The 17,897-nt window shown below is 61.0% G+C and carries 19 protein-coding genes and 1 pseudogene; 10 read left to right on the top strand and 10 right to left on the bottom strand.

Features of this window, described 5'->3' with window-relative positions:
- Positions 1–65: 65 nt before the first annotated feature.
- Together BG842_RS15440 and BG842_RS15435 are read right to left on the bottom strand one after the other, a co-directional pair.
- The gene (locus BG842_RS15440; RefSeq protein ID WP_069451435.1) at positions 66–449 is read right to left on the bottom strand and encodes a helix-turn-helix domain-containing protein; all 384 of its coding nucleotides are present in this window, start codon (positions 447–449) and stop codon (positions 66–68) included.
- Between the two features lie 121 nt (positions 450–570).
- The gene (locus BG842_RS15435; RefSeq protein WP_069451434.1) at positions 571–1,209 is read right to left on the bottom strand and encodes a helix-turn-helix domain-containing protein; all 639 of its coding nucleotides are present in this window, start codon (positions 1,207–1,209) and stop codon (positions 571–573) included.
- Between the two features lie 162 nt (positions 1,210–1,371).
- Here BG842_RS15435 and BG842_RS30640 point away from each other — a divergent pair, with 162 nt between their 5' ends.
- Both BG842_RS30640 and BG842_RS15430 read left to right on the top strand, forming a co-directional pair.
- A complete protein-coding gene (locus BG842_RS30640; protein WP_254663216.1) occupies positions 1,372–1,518 on the top strand; it encodes a hypothetical protein in 147 nt (48 codons plus the stop codon).
- A gap of 94 nt (positions 1,519–1,612) precedes the next feature.
- Positions 1,613–2,076, top strand: a pseudogene (locus BG842_RS15430) (pyridoxamine 5'-phosphate oxidase family protein).
- A 49-nt stretch (positions 2,077–2,125) separates the two neighbouring features.
- Here BG842_RS15430 and BG842_RS15425 read toward each other — a convergent pair.
- On the bottom strand, positions 2,126–2,263 hold the full coding sequence (locus tag BG842_RS15425; RefSeq protein ID WP_069451433.1) for an FmdB family zinc ribbon protein: 138 nt from the start codon (positions 2,261–2,263) through the stop codon (positions 2,126–2,128).
- A 695-nt stretch (positions 2,264–2,958) separates the two neighbouring features.
- Between BG842_RS15425 and rdfA the strand changes: the two genes are divergently transcribed.
- Both rdfA and BG842_RS15415 read left to right on the top strand, forming a co-directional pair.
- A complete protein-coding gene (rdfA, locus tag BG842_RS15420) occupies positions 2,959–3,582 on the top strand; it encodes a rod-determining factor RdfA (protein WP_069451432.1) in 624 nt (207 codons plus the stop codon).
- 120 nt (positions 3,583–3,702) lie between these two features.
- A complete protein-coding gene (locus BG842_RS15415; RefSeq protein WP_069451431.1) occupies positions 3,703–5,664 on the top strand; it encodes an archaea-specific SMC-related protein in 1,962 nt (653 codons plus the stop codon).
- A gap of 49 nt (positions 5,665–5,713) precedes the next feature.
- Here BG842_RS15415 and tbsP read toward each other — a convergent pair whose 3' ends face one another.
- The 3 genes from tbsP to BG842_RS15400 all read right to left on the bottom strand — a co-directional run bounded on the left by tbsP (position 5,714) and on the right by BG842_RS15400 (position 9,787).
- Positions 5,714–6,520, bottom strand: coding sequence for a transcriptional regulator TbsP (tbsP, locus tag BG842_RS15410; RefSeq protein ID WP_069451430.1), 807 nt, complete (start codon positions 6,518–6,520; stop codon positions 5,714–5,716).
- A 556-nt stretch (positions 6,521–7,076) separates the two neighbouring features.
- Entirely contained in the window at positions 7,077–9,278 is a 2,202-nt protein-coding gene (locus BG842_RS15405) for an LUD domain-containing protein (RefSeq protein ID WP_069451429.1), read from the bottom strand.
- The gene (locus tag BG842_RS15400) at positions 9,278–9,787 is read right to left on the bottom strand and encodes an LUD domain-containing protein (protein WP_069451428.1); all 510 of its coding nucleotides are present in this window, start codon (positions 9,785–9,787) and stop codon (positions 9,278–9,280) included. The genes BG842_RS15405 and BG842_RS15400 overlap by 1 nt, the downstream gene beginning before the upstream one ends.
- A 308-nt stretch (positions 9,788–10,095) precedes the next feature.
- On the opposite strand from BG842_RS15400, the gene BG842_RS29940 reads away from it, so the two are divergent.
- Positions 10,096–10,242, top strand: a complete 147-nt coding sequence (locus BG842_RS29940) for a hypothetical protein (protein ID WP_175424167.1) — start codon at positions 10,096–10,098, stop codon at positions 10,240–10,242.
- A 69-nt stretch (positions 10,243–10,311) separates the two neighbouring features.
- Entirely contained in the window at positions 10,312–10,548 is a 237-nt protein-coding gene (locus tag BG842_RS15395) for a hypothetical protein (protein WP_069449208.1), read from the top strand.
- Positions 10,549–10,717: 169 nt separating this feature from the next.
- Here BG842_RS15395 and BG842_RS15390 read toward each other — a convergent pair whose 3' ends face one another.
- The 4 genes from BG842_RS15390 to BG842_RS15375 are packed head-to-tail and all read right to left on the bottom strand — an operon-like array spanning position 10,718 to position 13,373.
- On the bottom strand, positions 10,718–10,912 hold the full coding sequence (locus BG842_RS15390) for a CbaC protein (RefSeq protein WP_069449209.1): 195 nt from the start codon (positions 10,910–10,912) through the stop codon (positions 10,718–10,720).
- On the bottom strand, positions 10,909–12,621 hold the full coding sequence (locus BG842_RS15385; protein WP_069451427.1) for a b(o/a)3-type cytochrome-c oxidase subunit 1: 1,713 nt from the start codon (positions 12,619–12,621) through the stop codon (positions 10,909–10,911). Before BG842_RS15385 ends, BG842_RS15390 begins: the two co-directional genes overlap by 4 nt.
- Position 12,622: 1 nt before the next feature.
- Entirely contained in the window at positions 12,623–13,138 is a 516-nt protein-coding gene (locus BG842_RS15380; protein WP_069451426.1) for a cytochrome c oxidase subunit II, read from the bottom strand.
- Between the two features lies 1 nt (position 13,139).
- Positions 13,140–13,373 carry a hypothetical protein gene (locus tag BG842_RS15375; protein WP_069451425.1) on the bottom strand — a complete coding sequence of 78 codons (234 nt, stop codon included), beginning with the start codon at positions 13,371–13,373 and terminating at the stop codon, positions 13,140–13,142.
- Positions 13,374–13,472: 99 nt separating this feature from the next.
- Between BG842_RS15375 and BG842_RS15370 the strand changes: the two genes are divergently transcribed.
- The 4 genes from BG842_RS15370 to BG842_RS15355 form a co-directional block, all read left to right on the top strand.
- Positions 13,473–13,712, top strand: a complete 240-nt coding sequence (locus tag BG842_RS15370; protein ID WP_069451424.1) for a hypothetical protein — start codon at positions 13,473–13,475, stop codon at positions 13,710–13,712.
- Positions 13,713–13,717: 5 nt separating this feature from the next.
- Positions 13,718–14,521, top strand: a complete 804-nt coding sequence (locus tag BG842_RS15365; protein ID WP_069451453.1) for a sulfite exporter TauE/SafE family protein — start codon at positions 13,718–13,720, stop codon at positions 14,519–14,521.
- Between the two features lie 4 nt (positions 14,522–14,525).
- Complete coding sequence (locus BG842_RS15360) at positions 14,526–16,928, top strand: cation-translocating P-type ATPase (RefSeq protein WP_069451423.1); 2,403 nt, start codon at positions 14,526–14,528, stop codon at positions 16,926–16,928.
- Between the two features lie 204 nt (positions 16,929–17,132).
- Positions 17,133–17,897 (top strand): NAD(P)/FAD-dependent oxidoreductase (locus BG842_RS15355; RefSeq protein ID WP_139136138.1); only part of this gene is annotated, 765 nt, incomplete at its 3' end.

Below are 17,897 nucleotides of genomic sequence, written 5' to 3'. Positions count from 1 at the left end.
CCGTCGGTAACCAGTCAGTGCACAATAAGGATTCCCCGTTCGCTCGCCATCGGCGTGTTCGAGAACTAGTTCGGGGGTGCGGAGTACGAAATCGTGACCGAGAGTCCGTCGGTGGCGTTGACCGACATCATCACGTCGGCGACGCGCGTGTAGTATTCGCTGGTGTGTTTCCCGGTCCGACGGATACTGATGGTTTCCTCCAGCAGTCCGACGTCGGTGAGACAGTCGAGTTTCCGATACGTGGTCGAGAGCGGGATGTCACAGAGTTCGGATATCTCCTTCGTCGAGAGGACCTCATCGCCGGTCACGTCGAGGATTGCACGGCAGTCGGCGTCGTTTATCGTATCGAGAACCGCCTGTACCTCGGCGGCATCGGTGACGACCGTCGAATCGGTTGCGTATCCCTGTCGTACCTGCGTTCCGACCGCCGCCATAGATGATTGGCTCATACACTATTGGATGGCTGCTATCGAAACCAGTCTGCACCACTCATATCGGGGGTGGTTTATATACTCCCGCCGAATATCGGCGCGAGGCGGTTCGAGAAGCGAACCGAACGGACGTGCCGATTCACAGAACGTCTTCGAAAATCTTCGACTGTGCCGCGACCAGATGTTCGGTAAACGTCGATTGGCTGATACCGAGTTCCGAAGCGATTTCCGTCGCGTTCGCCCGCTTCGGTCGCTCGAAGTACCCCTTCTCGTAGGCGGCTTGTAACACCTCCAGCTGTCTGTCCGTGAGTTTCCCTCGGTTCACGAACACCCGCTCTTCCGGCGTTCCTTCCAGCGGCGGTTGGAGTAACTGCTGCACGTCGACCGACGTGTACCGCTCCCGGAACTCCGCCATCACGTCCTGTAGTTGGCGGAAATCCTCCGCGTGGAACACGAGCGTCAGCGCACCCTCCGCTGCTGTGTATCGGTGGACGGGACAGCCGAACTGACCGAGACACTCGCACGGACAGCATACGTCTCCATCGTGCGCGATTCGATACAGGTTCGACGACCCGTACGAGAACACCGGTTCCCTGTCTCCGTCGTCCGGGAGGTCGTCCACGGCGACGAAAAACTCGGTGACGCTCCCCGCCGAATTCGGTAGGGCGACGCTCGACGAGACGTGATTGATAGTCGTGTCCGCTGTCTCCGAGAATCGGGCGAGCGGACACTCACCCGGAGAATCGAATTTCACCGTTGCTCGTATCCCGGACGCCATCGTACCACTCCTGTCTTTCCCTCCGCGCACCTTTAGCGTACTGGTGGTGACGCACGCAGGAACCTCTGCCGTTCGCCGACGTAGCGGTTCGACGGGTGTGTTCTCACGCCCTTGGAAATAGAGGACGTCATTTATCCCTGAACGACATTCTACTAACTAATGATGAGCAGCACCGAGAACTACACCTTCGTCTGCCCAGAGTGCGCCAGGTCGATCACAGTCGACTCCTCCATGAAGGACGCCCTTCTCGACCACGGATGCGCGGTCTGTGGGAGCGTCGTTTCGTCCGATGTGTTCACGCCTGTCTGAGCCGTTCGCGGTTCATGTCGATTTTGGAAGAGGATGGGGCTATCGCAGTGGGAATAGTTTAAGGCAGAACGCGCGTTCGGTGAACGTACTGACCATGACACTCGCCCACGAAACTGAGATGACGGAGTCGGAGATCGACGATTTCCTCGGTGAGCACGAGACTGGCGTCTTATCTCTCGCTCAGGGCGAACAGCCGTATTCGATTCCCATCTCGTATGGGTACGACGCCAGTGAACGGACGTTCTTCATGCGACTCGTTTCGACGCCAGAGAGCGAAAAGCGACGTTTCCTCGCGTCCTCACCGCATGCCCGCCTCGTCGTGTACGATGAGACGGGTGACAAAACGACGTACAGAAGCGCCGTCGCCGTCGGACTGCTCGAAGAGATTCCCCCGAAGAACTGACCGTCGAACACATCGAACAGTACGGTGCGGCAAAGCGTCCCCTCTTCGAAATCTGGGGCAAGTCGAAACAGAATCTCGACATCCAACTCTACGAATTCGAACCGACCACGTTGAGCGGCCGTCGAACGGAAATCGACCGCGAAGAGGTCGAATAACGACCGTTGGGACCGAGAGCGTCGAAAAGACGAGCGAACGGTCGGGTTCCTAACACGGAGCGAAATTGTCCGGACTGACGGCCGCCCCACACACGGGACACCCGTGCGTGAGGGTCGCCTCGCGCATCGGTCCGTTGATTTCGATCTGTTGCCCACACTCCGAGCAGGTGAATTCGTATTCGTTCATTGGGTATCGGTTCCTTCGTTGTGGAGACAGTTGCTAGTGATGCAATGTATCCGCCCTTATATAGATAGTTGCTAGCGCCGGAGTAATGAGTATCCCCTCGACATATGGGGGACTTTAAACGCTGAGGAAGGCAACCGACCTTCATATCGAATGATACACTCTATTCCGCGATATCGATTGTCGGCGGTGGTTCCGAAGGCGCCCCGCTCGAGGAAGTGGTTCTTGCTCGAACTGTATCGAATCTCCTCCGGTGTTCGACGCCCGAAGACCTGTTTGCGGTCGTACGTCGGCGAAATCCGATCGCGATTGACGTGACTGGACGATGGAATCGACGAGTCGGGGTCGTACTGAGATTACAAATATAGCGGTGTAATAGAGGTCGTTCGTGGTTGAAACCGCATGACTGCTTCGTGTTTCTCTTCGTTCGAGAAGGATGGTCGCTGTGAGACGAGAGTACACTACCGGCCGGACCGCGGTGAGGCCGCCTCTTTGTCTGATTCCCGGTATCGACCCCCTCTTCTACCAGGTGCTCCGGATGCGGGCGTCGTCGTTAGTCCGGTCGCTCGTCGGTGCCCAAAAACGTCTCTCGGTGAAAGCATCGCTCTGTGTGTTGATCTCGGGTGGTATTCGTGAAACGACAAGTATCTTACCGCGTCAGCACACAGAGAGTGTAAGGGACGCACAATCGAGAACGCATGAGCGAAAACCAAACCACTCAGAGGACGAGTAAAGTACAGCGGGTTATCGACGAATACGGGTTAGATACCATGGGTGACCGACTCGAGGCGTACTGGATCGGCGACGGCAACGACCAGTACAGTCTCCGTGAACTCGCGGACCTGTTCAATCGCGAGGTTCTCCGAGCCGCACTGACCGACGCCGGGGTATCGACCCTTGACGGCGAAGTAAAGAACACCTACCGACTGCTGACGAGCGACGAGATTAGTAGCGGCGTTCGGACGGAGACGGAGAACTCCCTCGAACGTGAGGGACTCGATATCACGAAGCTGAAACGGGATTTCGTCTCCCATCAGGCCATCCATACCTACCTCACCAAATACCGAAGCGTGGATTATCCCGCCGAGGACGACGGGAAGACGCGACTCGAAAAGGATACGGAGACGATTCAACGACTGCGCAGTCGAACGAGCGCGGTGACGGAAACGACGCTCGAAAACCTCGCGAAATCCGGCGAGCTCACCCTCGGCGATTTCGAGTTGTTCGTTGATTTACGGGTCGTCTGTAACTCTTGTGGTCGTTCGTATTCCGTCGACGAACTCCTACAGGCGGGCGGCTGTGACTGCTCATCTGAAAACTGATTGTTGTATTTCCGGTGATCATCCGACGGCCGATGGCTTCGAGCTGTAGTCCAACACGGTGCTGTCTCATTCCTGCATGAAAATGAACCATTTATATTGGAGCAAGAGTAACGCCCCTATATGCAATTATCGGATCGGACGTTGAGTCAGGTACATCTACACGTCCGTAACGTCGGCGGTATCGACGAAACGGAGATCAGCTTTTCTCCGGGAGTGACCGCCCTTACCGGTCGCAATGCGACCAACCGAACATCCCTGCTTCAGGCTATCATGGCGACGCTCGGAAGCGACCAATCGTCGCTCAAGGGGGACGCCGACGAGGGTCGAGCCGAACTCACGCTCGGCGACGAGACGTATACCAGGACGCTGACGCGGCAGAACGGAACGGTTTCCATGAGCGGTGATCCGTACCTCGACGACCCCGAACTCGCCGATCTCTTCGCGTTTCTGCTCGAATCGAACGAGGCCCGTCGAGCCGTCGCACGCGGAGACGACTTGCGCGACCTCATCATGCGACCCGTCGATACTGATGCGATCCAGGCAGAAATCGAGGAGCTAAAGAACGAGAGACAGCAACTCGATGACGAGCTCTCCGACCTCGAATCGCTCAAACAGCAACTCCCCGAGCTCGAGGAGGAGCGAACGCAACTGCAGGACGAGATTGCCGAGAAACGGACTGCGCTCGCGGAGAAGGAAGCCGAACTGGAGGCCGCCGATGCGGACCTCGGCGAGTCGAAATCCGAGAAGGCAGCGCTCGACGAGAAGCTCGAAGAACTGAGCCAGACCCGTTCGCGCCTCGAAGACGTTCGATACGACATCACGACCGAAGAGGAGAGCATCGAAGCGGTCGAAAACGAAGTGGATGACCTCGAAGACGAGGCCGCTGACGGTGCTGAAGTCTCGGAGGCGGACCTGTCGGCGGTGACAGAGCGAATTCAGCAACGACGGGAGGAGAAACAGCGGTTGGAGTCGACCATGGCCGAACTGCAGACGATCATCCAGTTCAACGAGGAGATGTTGGACGGAACGAGCCCGGAGCTACTTTCCGCACTGCGGGGCGACGAGCACGGTGCTCATTCGAGCGATTCCATCACCGACCAACTCGTGGACGACACCAAGACGGTCGTCTGTTGGACGTGTGGTACGGAAGTCGAGGAGCGAACTATCGAGGGGACCATCGAACGACTCCGTGACCTTCGAAAGGAGAAGCTCGCGGACCGTAACTCGCTCGAAAGCGAGATTTCCGAACTCCGAGACGAAAAGCAGGAACTCGAAGAGACGCGCCGCCAGCGCGAGCGAACGGAACAACGGCGTCAACGGCTCGAATCGGAAATCGAGGACCGGAAGGCCCGTCTCGACGACCTTCGGGAGACGCGGGCGAACCTCATGGAGGAAGTCGAAACCCTCGAAGAAGCGGTCGAGGAACTCGAACAGGAGGAGTACAGTGACGTTTTGGACCTCCACAAGGAAGCGAATCAGATAGAGTTCGAACTCGACCGACTCGAATCCGACCTCGAAGACGTAGAGGACGAAATCGCGTCTATCGAGTCACAGGTCGAGGAACGCGAGCAACTGGAGGACAGACGGGAAGCGATCAGCGACGAGTTGGCGAACCTGCGCACTCGCATCGAGCAGATCGAGACCCGAGCAGTCGAGCAGTTCAACGAACATATGGCGACCGTCCTCGACCTGCTCGATTACGACAATCTCGAACGAATTTGGATCGACCGAACGAAACGGGAGGTTCGAGAAGGGCGCAGGAAGTCCACGAAAAGCGTGTTCGACCTCCACGTGATTCGGAGCACTGAGTCGGGAACGACCTACGAGGACACCATCGACCACCTCAGCGAGAGCGAACGGGAAGTGACTGGTCTCGTGTTCGCCCTCGCGGGCTATCTCGTCCACGAGGTCTACGATATCGTTCCGTTCATCCTCCTCGACTCGCTCGAGGCCATCGACTCGGACCGTATCGGCGTGCTCATCGACTACTTCAGTGAGTCGGCGGGCTATCTCGTCGCCGCGCTGCTCCCCGAAGACGCCGCCGCCGTCGACGAGAAACACGAGCGCGTGACCGAAATCTAAAGGAAGCAGCGCGAGTTCCACGGGTCACCTGACCCGTGGTCGTTTACGTCTATGCGGTCACCTGTTCGGCCAGATTGTCGATGTCCTGCAGGTCGTTCGGTACCAAGACCAACCGAAGTCGCGGACGGCCGACGTCGATGGGAACCTTTTCCGTCTCTATCAGGCCGCGGTCTTCGAGTCGCGTTTTCGTCCGCGAAAACGTTGCTTTACTCGCGACGCCAGTGTCCTCGCCCCATTTGCTGATGTCGTAGAGCAGTTCCTTGTTGTTCGCTCCGACCAGCAACGCGATGGCGACCTCATCGAGTTCGTCGTCCTCCCCCGGAATCGTGTCGACCGACTCGACGACCATCATGAAGTCGTCCTTGACGTCTTCCCCGAAGTCTTCGTCGAGCGTTTCTTTCACGCGCGAGAACGGCGGGGTTCGCAAATTGAACGTATCGCCCGTCTCCCACTCGTCCATGAACGTCGTCCGAACGTTTTCGACCAACTCCTCGTCCGACGACTGCAGCCCCGTCAGTTTCCCGTCCAAGGTTATCACCGTCACCACTATGTCATCGCTGACGAGCAGGGAATTCCGTGCGATATCTGATGTCGTGCGGAGTGTCAGTACTTCCTGGTCGACCAAATCCGCGATCTGACTTGCGAGGATGAAGTCCTCGACGGCCGCTTTCAGCACGTCCGAACTGGCGAGCACCTTGAGGTCGGGGAGGTCGATGTCGGATTCGACCGCCGTCATTATGAGTGCTCGGAACACGGGCGGTGCGGGATTCACTATCAGTACGGAATCCGCATCTTCGAACAGCGAGTGAACGGTTTCTTCGAATTGTTCATCGACGACAGTTGTTTCGGATAGCATACATCCACCATCGAGCGGAGGTATCTTTGTTTCGACCACATTACTAATCGAAAGAGACGGCTAAAAATAGCGGATGGAACGGATTAACTTGGGATGCGGAGAAATGCGAAAAGTCTCAGAACACGACGGCTCGATTTGTTACCAATGTGTGACCACTTACTGAATTCAGTCTCGTGAGTGCATCCTGCTAGGCCTCCCAAAACGTGCAAAAAATAATATGATATAGAGGGCGAACGGAGCAATCAGTTCCCTTTTGAGAGAGAGCGGTGTATAGGCGGTTTGTATCCGGTGATAATTCGAATATCGGTTTCACGGATTTCAGAAGAGACTTTGAACCAACAACTTCCAAAACTGTCCTTTTGGGGTTCCGTTCTCGGCTTCAGGTCCCGGTGCTAGAATCGGTATCAGAACTGTATCCGAAAGTTCGCTCGGACTACCGGTAGTAGCGTGCATACTCTTCGAGTATAGTCGGTGATTACCACCGTTTTCGCTGCCGGATGAGCCAGGAACGCTCCGGTAACGACGATCGTCGAGGAGTCGAGTTCGAGGGCGACCGCTACCGCGATTCCTCAATGACCTCGACAGGATGGCGCACGTCGGCAGACAGGAGGTCCACGAGCTGCTCCGTACAGGAGGTCCCGGAGGCGACGATGGTCCGGTCGGTCTCGTCCTCGAACTGGTCGCGGAGCGTCTCCCCGACGTCCATGCTCAACTCGTAGTACTCCGATTTGTACCCGAAGCTCCCGGCCATGCCGCAACACTCCACGTCCGACGTAACGACGTCGTAGTCGAGGCGCTCGAAGACCGCCTCGGTGTAGGCGTCCAACCCGAGCGTTCGCTGCTGACAGTGGCTGTGATAGGCGAGTTTCGTGCCCGGACTCGCAAGCGCGTCGACGTCAGCGCCGTTTTCCACCAGTCCGAACACGTATTCGAGCACCTCGTAGCTGTTCTCGGAGAGGGTTTCGAAGGCGCGTGCGGGGAGCAACTTCTCGTACTCCCGTCGGAACATGGCGAGGTCGCTCGGTTCGATGACGACGACGTCGTGGCCGCGGTCGATGTGTCGACGGAGGCGGTCGAACACGCGGTCGGCCTTCGATTCCGCGGTGTTGACCATCCCCTGCGAGAGCGGTGCGCGGCCACTTCCGGGAACGTCGGGAACGACCACCTCGACGCCGAGGGATTCGAGGAGGGACACCGCCGCCTTCCCGCGGTCTACGAGGACGTAGTTCGTGTACACGTCGGGATACAGGACGACGGTTCGGTCGGCGTCGCGGACGCGGCTCCCGCCACGCGCCGCGAACCACTCGACGAGCGATTCGCCCTGGAAGGTCGGCAGGTCGCGGCGCCGGTCGATACCCGCGAGTCGACTCATCGCGGCACGAACGGGAGACGAACCGAGCAGTCGATTCGAGACGGGTGCGGTTTTGCTCGCCACCTTCGCCAGTGTCTCGAAGTTGCCGAACGCCCGCTTCTGGAGGTCGAGACCCGCGGGTTCCTCGTCCGGCGTCAGCCCTTCGACGAGGAAGTCGAACTCGGAGGGGTCGTGTTCGCGGTTGAGCCGGTCCCGGACGACCGTGTTTATCCACGGGATGTCTATTTTCACCGGGCAGGCGTTCACGCAGCGCGAGCACCCCGTACAGAGGTCGTTGAACTCGCCCGCGCTCTCGATGCCGTGGACGCCGGTCTCCCAACCGGTGGCGATGCCGCCGGTGTACGTCTCGCCGCCGAAGGCGTGGCCGCCGACGTGCTGGAAGTTCGCACAGGAGTTCGCACAGGCACCACAGCGGATGCAGTACAGCGTTTCGCGCAACTGGTCGTCCTCGCGCATCGCCATGCGGCCGTTGTCGATGAGGACGAGGTGGAACTCCCGGTCGCGCTGGGGTCCGAATCCCGGCTCGTCGGAATGCTCGAAATCCAGCGTGGGCGAGTCGGTCGGCGGACTGAACAGCGAGACGTACTGGGCGATGTCCTGCCCGGTGGCCGACCGGGCGATGAGTTCCACGAACGGCCCGAGTTCCGACAGCGACGGGATAATCTTCTCGACGCCGGTGACCGCGATGTGGGTGTCGGGCGTCACCGCACACTTCCGCGCGTTCCCCTCGTTGGTGACGAGCGTTATCGTTCCCGAGTCGGCGAGGACGAAGTTCGCGCCGGTCATGCCGACGTCGGCGTCGCGGATTCGCTCGCCGAGGTAGTCCCGGGCGAAGTCGGTGAGCTGTTCCGCCGTCTCGAACGGTTCGTCCGGGTCGAAGTACTCGTTGAAGAGGTCGGCAACGTCGTCAGTCGTCCGGTGGAACGCCGGTCCGATGAGATGCGACGGCGCTTCGTCCGCGACTTGGATGACGAACTCACCGAGGTCCGTTTCCCAGACGTCAACGTCGTCGGTTTCGAGCGCCTCGTTGACGTCGAGTTCCTCGGTCGTCATCGACTTGCTCTTGACGACGGATTCCGCGTCGGTATCGTCGGCGACGGTTCGGATGTACGCGTTCGCGTCCGCGGCGTCGTCAGCGACGTACAGGTGGCCGCCGTTCTCCTCGACCGACTCGCGGAGGGTTTCGATCAGTTGGGGAAGTCGGTCGATGGCGTCCTCCTTGATGGCGCGCGCTTCCTCGCGGACCGCTTCGTACCCGTCGAACTCCTGGACCGCGTCGTAGCGTCCCTCGTTGAAGTGCGTCGTGTTCTCCTGAACGCTCTCTCCCTCCGTTTCCAGCAGGTGGCGGATTTTCGCCGCCGTCCGGCGTCGGCTCTCGCCGCTCATCAGCGTCCCTCCACGACGATGACGCGGACGTCGCCCGGTCCGTGAACGCCTTCCACGAGCGCGCCCATGTCGCCTGTGGCGCTGACGCCGGTGGCGAAGACGGCGGACCGCCGACCGGCGTCGAACTCGCCGTCGAGCCGTTCGAGCGCGTCTCGAACGCTGGGAACGATGTCGCTTTCCCGAACCACGGCGACGTGACGGGGGGGATAGAGACTGACGGGTTCGGTCCCCTCTGCAGACGATTGTAGAAGGAGGCTCCCGTGTGCCGCGACGCCGAGCGCAGCGGGCGTAACGCCCGTCTTCGCGTCCGCGAGTTGTCCCGTCGACGGCGAACGCGTCACGTCCGCGTCGTCCAAATCTATTCCGTCGATGTCCAGTGGGACGCCTACCGCGGGTGCCTCGATTGCCGCATCCAGTGCGTCGGGGAAGTCATCGACGGTCGTCACTGTGCACGGCACGTCGAGCGTCCGTAACGACGATTCGAACGTCGCGGTCGATTCCGTCGGCATGTTGGGGTCGTTGTGGAGGTGGCGTAATAACCATTCTCGTGGCGGTGATATGCTGATCGTCCTCTGGGAACGGGGGACAAAAACAGCGCGCCGGAAGTCATCGCGTCGATGGGTCAGAGCCTGCGGGGCCGTATCTCAATAATCTCGGAGCCACTCTCTCGCTTCGTATATCATCATGCGATTTATTCTTCCCTCTCATCGGTATTGGTGATACATCGCGTCGAATTCTGTTTTCGATAGTACCGAAATCGGGTGGCTCACCGTCGGAAGCAAATATCGAAACCGACTCGACGGAATTGGTAGAGCATATGCACAGAAATTCCGACTCCCTTGTATCGTCCGGCCAGCCGTTTCCCAGCCTCACCTCGATACACCAACTGCTCGGCCACCTCTGGCTCCCCTCCGGGAGCATTTTTCACGCCGACGTCCCCTGTCGTCGGACGCTTGGGTCGTAATTCCATTTTCACGCCGTGAGAATCGGAATCCAATTTGATTAGCTGTCGAGAAGTAGGTATAACCGTACCATGTCTTTGACACTCCGCACTCGGATCGACCCCATCAAAATCGCGCTCGGTGTCTTCACCGTCCTCGGACTCGCCCTGACGGGAGTCGCGGGATACGCACTCCTGTCCACGGGCGGCGGTTCGGTGTTGATCTCGGCCAACACCGCGGTCGCGCTCCTGTCGGGCACGTCGCTCGTCGTATTCGTCCTGCTCGCCTCGAAGGTGTTCGAGCGCCGGATGGCCGGTCGGGGTCACTGAACACGACGCGACGCGGTTTCGAGAACGGACGACCGCGAGCGGTCGTCCCTCTTTTTTCGACGACAACGACAGAAAGAGGACGGCGAGCGGTCGAACGACGATTTCGATAATTCCGATGGTTCTGGGTTCGATGGTCCGTCAGACCGACACTGAGCCGCCCAGCGGTGGCTCAGTGGCTTGCTCTGGACGCCCGCTTGCTCCCGTCGTACACGGCAAGGACGGCGAGCACGAACAGCGCTTCCACGATGGCGACGACCACGATGGGAACTTCGATACTGAAGAACCCGAAGAACGTCCGGAGTTCGAGGGCTATCGGGATGCTCATCGCCACGAGGATGAGAGCACCGGCTGCTGTGAGTTTCATGCTATCACCCCCATTAGCAGGTTGAAGCCGTCTATCAGCACCGGGATGGCGACGGTCCTGCCGAACAGCCCGGCGTCCCTGATGATGCTCGCCAGCGGGATGACGTAGGCGAGAATCACGAGGATGGCCGCGATGGCCGTCCACAGTTTCAGGTTGTCGAGGACGACCGGACTTCCGCTCGCTCCCGAAAGCGGTGCGGGAATCCGGTCGTCGACCGGTATCTCAATGGGGTCCTCGATGGACGAGAGGAGGATATTGAACAGGAACAACACCACCGACAGGAACAGCAGGGCGGCACCGATAGCGATTTGCGCGCGGAGTTCGGCCACCGACCCGATGGTCGCCGTGAAGTCGAAGTTCTGGTACTGGGGTTCGGCGGTCCGCCGGGGAATGCCGAGGAGCCCGGCACGGTGCATCGCGTTCGACATGAGCACCATCCCGACGAACCACGTGACGACCTGAAACAGGCCGATGGGACGGCTGTAGAGCCGCCGTCCGGTCAGTTGCGGGACGAGCCAGTAGGCACCCGCCATCATCGTCAGCGCCACCGCGGTCCCGACTGTCAGATGGAAGTGGCCGGGAACCCACAGCGTGTTGTGGACGAGGTAGTTGATGTTCATCCCGGCGTTGATCATGCCGGAGAACCCACCCGCCGCGAACATGAGTCCCGCGAGCGCCATCCCGGTGAACGCCGGGTCACGCCACGGGAGGACGCCAAGCCACTTGAGATAGCCCTTACCGCCGCGCTGGCGCGCGCCGTGTTCCATACTGGCGACGACCGTGAACGCGGTCAGCAGGCTCGGGAGCAGGAGGAACATCGTGTTCGTCATGGCGATGAACTTGAAGCCCTCCGCGATGCCGGGGTCCAGATACTGGTGGTGGATGCCGACCGGCGTCGAGAGCAAGAGGAACAGCACGAACACCACGCGCGCGAGCGGGTCGCTGAACAGACGACCGCCCGAGAGTTTCGGCAGCACGGTGTACCACAGCAGGTAGGCTGGCATCAGCCAGAAGTAGACGACCGGGTGGCCGAAGTACCAGAACAGCGTCCGGGTGAGAAGGGGGTTGATGGTGTCGATGAAGCCGAGCGACCACGGGATGAAAAAGAACACAACCGAGATGGCGACGCCGAGGGTCGAGAGGTACCACATCACCATCGTCGTCAGCACCATGAACGTCTGGAGCGGAATGCGTTCGTCGGGGTGCTCGCTTCGCCAGTTGCGGAAGGCGAGGAACCAGTCCGCGCCCGCCATCCACGTCCCGATGATGAACATTGCCAATCCGACGTAGAACAGCGGATGGGCTTGTAAGGGCGCATAGAAGGTGTACAACACGTCCGCGCTCATATCGAGGCTCGGGAACAGGCCGGCGACGATGGCAATTGCCGCGAACGTCGCGCCGGCCGTCGTCAGCCCGAACCACGCCCACGTCAACTTGATGTTCGGGAGCGGCGATTCCAAACTCCGTGTGACGGCCCACGTGAAGAGGCCGAGGAGGTAAAAGATGGTGAACACCAGCGCGAGCAGGACGCCGTGCCCCGTGAGGATGGTGTAGTAGTCGGTCGAGGGAAGGACCCGAACGAATCCCGTCCGGTGGAGTCCCTGTATCAGTCCGAAGAACGCGCCAATGCCCAGCGCGACGAACGAGACGAGGAACGTCGCTTTGATGACTTTGGCTTCCTCGGGATACTTGTCTACGTACAGCGACATCTCAGGCACCTCCCGCCGTCGCGTTGAACTCATCCTCGGGGACGACCTTCAGCGTTCCTTCCATGCCGTGGTGGCCCGCGCCACAGTATTCGTTACAGAGGATACCGTACTCCTGTGGACTCGAGACTTCGACGGTGAACGTCGCTATCTGCCCCGGAATCACCATCGTGTTGGCGTTCGTGCCGACCACCTCGAATCCGTGTATCACGTCCGCGGACGTCACGTGGAACGTGAGCGTGCTGTTGGCGGGCACGACGATAGGCTCGTTCGTGCCGGGTTGATACACGAATTGCTTGGCGACGACGTACACGTCGTACTCGTTCGCCCCGGTTTTGTAGACGCCGGGGTTACCGAATTTCGGGTGTTGGTCGACCGCCTTCGGGTCGATGGTTCCGCCCTTGTCGTCGATCATCGAGACGCCCACGCCGACCGCACCGTACGTGACGGTCGCGATAATGCCAACTATCAACAACAGCGACGCGGCGAGCCAGAATTTCTCGTACTCGTGAATCTCCATGTTATCCCACCACCGTGATACCGCGGCCGAGGAACTCGACGAAGTACATGAACACCCACATCAAGGCCAAAATCATGAAGTACACGAAAATCAGTGTCAGTGTTCCAATGGGGTCAAAATCGTCGTGTTCCAGTTCCCGTTCGATGCCGTCGGAGGCCGACCCGACGAGGTATCCGCGTGGACGCTCCGCCGAGTCGCTCTCTTGAACCGAACGTTGCTCCAATTCTGTCGACATAGCTCAGGCTACGAAGAGATTTTTTAAATTATACAACCGTAATTCTCATCGGCTGGAAATCGGCGAAGTACCATAAGTGCAGTAGTCCCAATTACGGGTATGGACCCGTCGAAACGTGATTCTCGGCTCAAAGCCGAGCTGTCGAAGCATTCGCCTCGAAGTGTGAGTATTATCGCTCTCCTTGCACTCGTTCCGGTGATAGCGTTCGCCTTCGAGAAGAGTCTGTATGCGGGCGTCGTCACGTCTATCAACGTGAGTCTCATCTTTACGAGCATCTACCTGCTCGTCTCGCCGACGGAGGGTGACCACGGGACCGACGTCGCCGAATCCACGGCTTGACGACGATGTTCGTTCCGCTCCACGGTCACGGCGTGGCGCTCCCGACTGGGAACGTGGATGCTGTGGTGTTTCTCGTCATCGGCTTCCTCGGCGGCGGCCACTGTCTCGGGATGTGCGGCCCGTTGGTGAGCGTCTACGCCGACCGACTGCGGGAGATGGAGGGTACCGAGGCTGGGACGCTGACGCTCCTGCAGGTGCGCCAGCACGTCGTGTTCAACCTCGGCCGGACCGCCGGGTACGCCGCCGTCGGAGCCCTTCTCGCCACGCTCGGTGCTGTCACGGTCGGGTCGATGAGCGCGGTGCTGTCGGTCGGCACCGGGATTCAGGCCACGACCGCACTGCTCTCGGGTGGATTTATCGCCATCATGGGATTTTCGTACGTCGGCGGGTCGGTCAAGCATCCGTCCATCGGACCGCTGAACGACCTGTTCGGGCGACTAAGCGGCGTGCTGACGCGCCGGGTGGACGATTTCGTCGGCGATACCCGCATCGCGGGGCTCGGGGTCGTTCACGCGCTCCTTCCGTGCCCGATAACGTACCCGGCGTACGTCTACGCGTTCGCGCTCGGCGACCCGCTCCGCGGCGGGTTCCTGCTCGCGCTCGTCGGTCTCGGAACGCTCCCGACGCTGCTGGTCTACGGCACCGTCTTCGGGTCGCTGTCGGCGAGCAAGCACCTGCACCGTATCTTGGGTGTCGCGTTCGTCGTCCTGGGCTATCTGATGCTCGCACACGGACTGATGCTGTTCGGCATCGACGTCCCGCGGGTGGCGCTCCCGCTTCCGTCGCCGAACTATCGACTGGTGGGGTGAAACGGTGAGCGAGTCAACCGCCGCGACGGACGACCGACGCGCACCGGACGAACGACGTTCGACTGACGAGTGTACGCTCTGTGGATTACCGACCGGCGACGCGCCCGTCACCGACGGCGACGTTGATGGGGGCTACTGCTGTCGTGGCTGTCTCGAAATCGCGCGAACGTTGGACGACGTGGAGGCGGCCGACGCCGACGAGGTGCGAAGCGAGCGGAAAACGGGGACGGAAAACGCGCCCGAGGACGCGGACCACACCTACCTCGCGGTCGATGGAATGCACTGTGCGACCTGCGAGACGTTCATCGAATCGACCGCCGCCGACGCGGACGGCGTGTACGGGGCGGACGCGAGCTACGCGACGGACATGCTTCGGGTCGCCCACGATGCGGACACCGACTTGGAGGACGTCCGTCGCGTCCTCGACCGCTACGGCTACGGCGTCGGCGACCCCGACGACACCGACGAGGAGCGCACCGACACGCAACTCGTCCGTTTTCTCATCGGCGGCGGCGTCTTCGGGATGATGGTGATGATGTGGTACGTCCTCTTTTTGTACCCGAGCTATCTGGGCTTCGAGCCGCTCGTGGACCTCGGCGGCTTCGACGGCCTCTACCTGTTCGGCAACGTCTGGCTCATGTCCTCCATCGTCCTCTTTTACACCGGGTATCCGATACTCCGCGGTGCGGTGGTCAGCCTCCGTGCGGGCCAACCGAACATGGACCTGCTCGTATCGCTAGCGGCCGTGAGCTCCTACTGTTATAGCGCCGTCGCGGTGCTCGTTGGGGGGACCCACGTCTACTTCGACGTGACGGTCACCATCGTCATCGTGGTCACCATCGGGAACTACTACGAGGACCGCATCAAGCAGCGCGCCACGAGCGGCCTCTCCGAGCTGACCAGCGCGCACGTGGACGACGCCACCCGCATCATCGAGGACGACGACCACGAGACCGTTCCCGTCGAGGACCTCGTATCGGGCGACCGCGTTCTCGTCCGACCGGGCGAACGTGTTCCGGTGGACGGGACCGTTGTCGACGGCAGCGCCGCCATCGACGAGTCGCTCATCACGGGCGAGTCGATTCCCAAGACGCGACGTTCCGGCGACCCCGTGCTCGGCGGCACCATCGCGTCCGACAACCCCATCGTCGTCGAAGTCGGTACCGACGCGACCAGCACGCTCGACCGACTCGTCGAACGGTTGTGGCAGATTCAGAGTTCGCGGTCGGGAATTCAGCGACTCGCGGACAAACTGGCGACCCTCTTCGTCCCGACGGTGCTCGTCCTCGCGGTGGTCACGACGGGCTACCACCTCGTCACAGGTTCGACGGTCGCCACCGCCCTCCTCACCGGTCTCACCGTGCTCATCGTCTCGTGTCCCTGTGCGCTGGGGCTGGCGACGCCGCTGGCGGTCGCGTCGGGTATCCGGGAGGCGGCCGACCGGGGAATCGTAGTCGCTTCTGACGCCGTATTTGAGTCTGTCCCCGACGCCGATGTCGTGGTCTTCGACAAGACCGGCACGCTCACCGATGGCGCGATGACCGTCCGGGATATCGTGGTCAACGATGACGCCGACGACACCGACGCCGACGCGGTACTCGCTCGTGCGGGCGCGCTCGAACGCTTTTCCGCTCACCCCATCGCGGCGGCCATCGCGGACGCGGCCGAGGAAACCCTCGACGCCGAAGACGTCGAGACGCACGACAGAGGCGTGACCGGCGTCGTAGACGGCGAGCAGGTCGTCGTCGGCCACCCGAGCCTCGTGGAGTCTCGTGGCGTTGCCCTCACATTGTCGGACGAATCGACGATGGCCGACGCCCGCAATGCGGGTCGCGTTCCAGTCGTCGTCGCGTGGGGTGGCCGCGTCCGCGGCGTCATCGTCGTCGGAGACACTCCACGACCCGAGTGGGAGACGGCCGTCGCGGCTATCGGCGGCGACCGCGACGTGGTGATACTCACGGGCGACGACGAGCGTGCCGTCTCCCGATTCCGCGCCGACCCGAACGTCTCGGAGGTGTTCGCGGGCGTTCCCCCGCAGGCCAAGCGGGAGACCATCGAACGCCTGAAATCTCGGGGGACGGTGGCGATGGTCGGCGACGGGAGCAACGACGCGCTGGCGCTCGCGGCGGCCGACATCGGCATCGCGCTCGGAAGCGGCACCGACCTCGCGGGCGATGCCGCAGACGCGGTGCTCGTGCGCAACGACCTCGATGCCGTCCCCGAGGTGTTCGCGGTCGCTCGCGGTACGAACCGGCGACTCCGACGCAACCTCGGGTGGGCGTTCCTCTACAACGCGGTCGCGGTCCCGCTCGCGGTGTTCGGGTTATTGAACCCGCTGTTCGCGGCGGTCGCGATGGGAACGAGTAGCCTCATCGTCGTCGTCAACTCGGCACGGTCGTTGGACTGATTGCTGCTCTCTTGATCGTCCCTTCCCCGCCCTATACACTGGCGACCGTATCGGAGACTCGAACGCGTGCTTCGGTCGATACGTAAGCAACTAGCCAGTAGTGATTATGCGCTGGCCGTTGCGCTCTGTTTCCGCTCGACACGAGCGGACGAATCGAGAAGCAGAACTTCGAACGAAAACCGACCCAGCTCATTCCGACCAGAGATGTCTGATACACACGTTCCAGATGAAACGGAAGTCGTCATCGTCGGCGCGGGTCCGGGTGGCTACGTCGCGGCGATTCGCGCCGGGCAACTTGGACTCGACGTCACGCTCGTAGAGAAGGAGGCGTACGGCGGTACCTGTCTCAACTTCGGGTGTATCCCCTCGAAGGCGCTGATATCCGCGACCGACGCCGCCCACGAGGCGGCGACGGGGGAGAACCGGGGTATCCACGCCGACCCAGATATCGACCTCTCGGAAACCGTCGATTGGAAGGACGACGTCGTGGACCGACTCACGGGTGGCGTCGAGCAACTCTGTAAGCGGGCGGGCGCGACGCTCGTCGAGGGGCGGGCCGAGTTCGCTGACGAATCGACGGTCGCGGTCCACACCGACAATGGCGATTACGAATTGTCGTTCGACCACGCCGTCATTGCGACCGGCAGTCGCGCCGTCGAACTCCCCGACTTCCCGTTCGAGGAGGACCCGATTCTCGACTCGCGGCAAGCACTCGCGCTCGAAGAAGCGCCGGAGTCGCTGGTCATCGTCGGTGCCGGCTACATCGGCATGGAACTCGCCAGCACGTACGCCAAGGCCGGAACCGACGTGACCGTCGTGGAGATGCTGGACGAGATACTGCCCGGCTACGGAGCGGCGGCGAGCGAACTCGTTCGCGAGCGCGCGACGGACCTCGGCGTCGATTTCCACTTCGGTGAGCGCGCGGCGGACTGGCAGGACCGCGACGGCGGTATCACCCTCGTCACGGAG

The sequence above is a fragment of the Haladaptatus sp. W1 genome (assembly GCF_001723155.1).
Lineage (GTDB): Archaea > Halobacteriota > Halobacteria > Halobacteriales > Haladaptataceae > Haladaptatus > Haladaptatus paucihalophilus.
Note: the sequence above shows the minus strand (reverse complement) of the source record. Positions and strands in the feature narration are given on the sequence as shown.